The organism is Arthrobacter sp. ZGTC131 (assembly GCF_002929275.1).
Taxonomy (GTDB): domain Bacteria; phylum Actinomycetota; class Actinomycetes; order Actinomycetales; family Micrococcaceae; genus Arthrobacter.
Window position 1 is genome coordinate 1 of the sequence record NZ_PJIK01000052.1, and the last position, 970, is coordinate 970.

Genomic DNA, 970 nt, shown 5'->3' on the forward strand with positions numbered 1-970 from the left:
TGACACTGGCACCAGAAGGCCGGAAGATGCTGCGCATTGAGCAGCGCAATGCGGCCACCCCGGTGGAGCGTAAGCCGGAATGGATCAAGGCCAAGGTCCAGATGGGCCCGGAGTTCGTCCAGCTCAAGAACCTTGTCAAGAAGGAGGGCCTCCACACCGTGTGTGAGGAGGCCGGCTGCCCCAACATCTTTGAGTGCTGGGAAGACAAGGAAGCGACGTTCCTGATCGGCGGCTCCGAATGCACCCGGCGCTGCGACTTTTGCCAGATCGACACCGGCAGGCCTTCCCCGGTGGACCGATTCGAACCGACCAAGGTTGCCCGCTCCGTGCAGGCGATGCAGCTGCGCTACGCCACCGTCACGGGCGTGGCCCGGGACGACCTCGCCGACGAGGGCGTCTGGCTCTACGCCGAAACGGTCCGCAAGATCCACGAGCTGAACCCGGGCACCGGCGTCGAGCTGTTGATCCCGGACTTCTCCGGCAAGCCCGAGCACATCGAGGCGATCTGCGATTCCAAGCCCGAGGTCTTCGCCCACAACGTCGAGACCGTGCCGCGGATCTTCAAGCGCATCCGCCCCGCGTTCCGCTACGACCGGTCCCTGGACGTCATCACGCAGGGCCGGAACCTGGGCATGGTCACCAAGTCCAACCTGATCCTGGGCATGGGCGAGACCCGCGCGGAAATCTCTGAGGCCCTCCGGGACCTGCACGAGGCCGGCTGTGACCTGATCACCATCACCCAGTACCTGCGCCCGTCCGAACGGCACCTGCCGGTGGACCGCTGGGTCAAGCCCCAGGAATTCGTGGACCTGCAGAACGAGGCGAACGAGATCGGCTTCCTGGGCGTCATGTCCGGGCCCCTGGTCCGGTCCTCTTACCGGGCCGGCCGGCTCTGGGCCACCGCGATGCGCAAGAAGGGCTGGGAAATCCCGGCCGAACTGGCACACATCGAAAGCTCCGGCAGCACCCG

The 970-nt window shown here is 65.9% G+C and carries 1 protein-coding gene; it reads left to right on the forward strand.

Translation table 11 applies throughout. The features are described from left to right. Positions 1 to 970 (forward strand): lipoyl synthase (lipA, locus tag CXQ90_RS21640; RefSeq protein ID WP_258064707.1); only part of this gene is annotated, 970 nt, incomplete at both ends.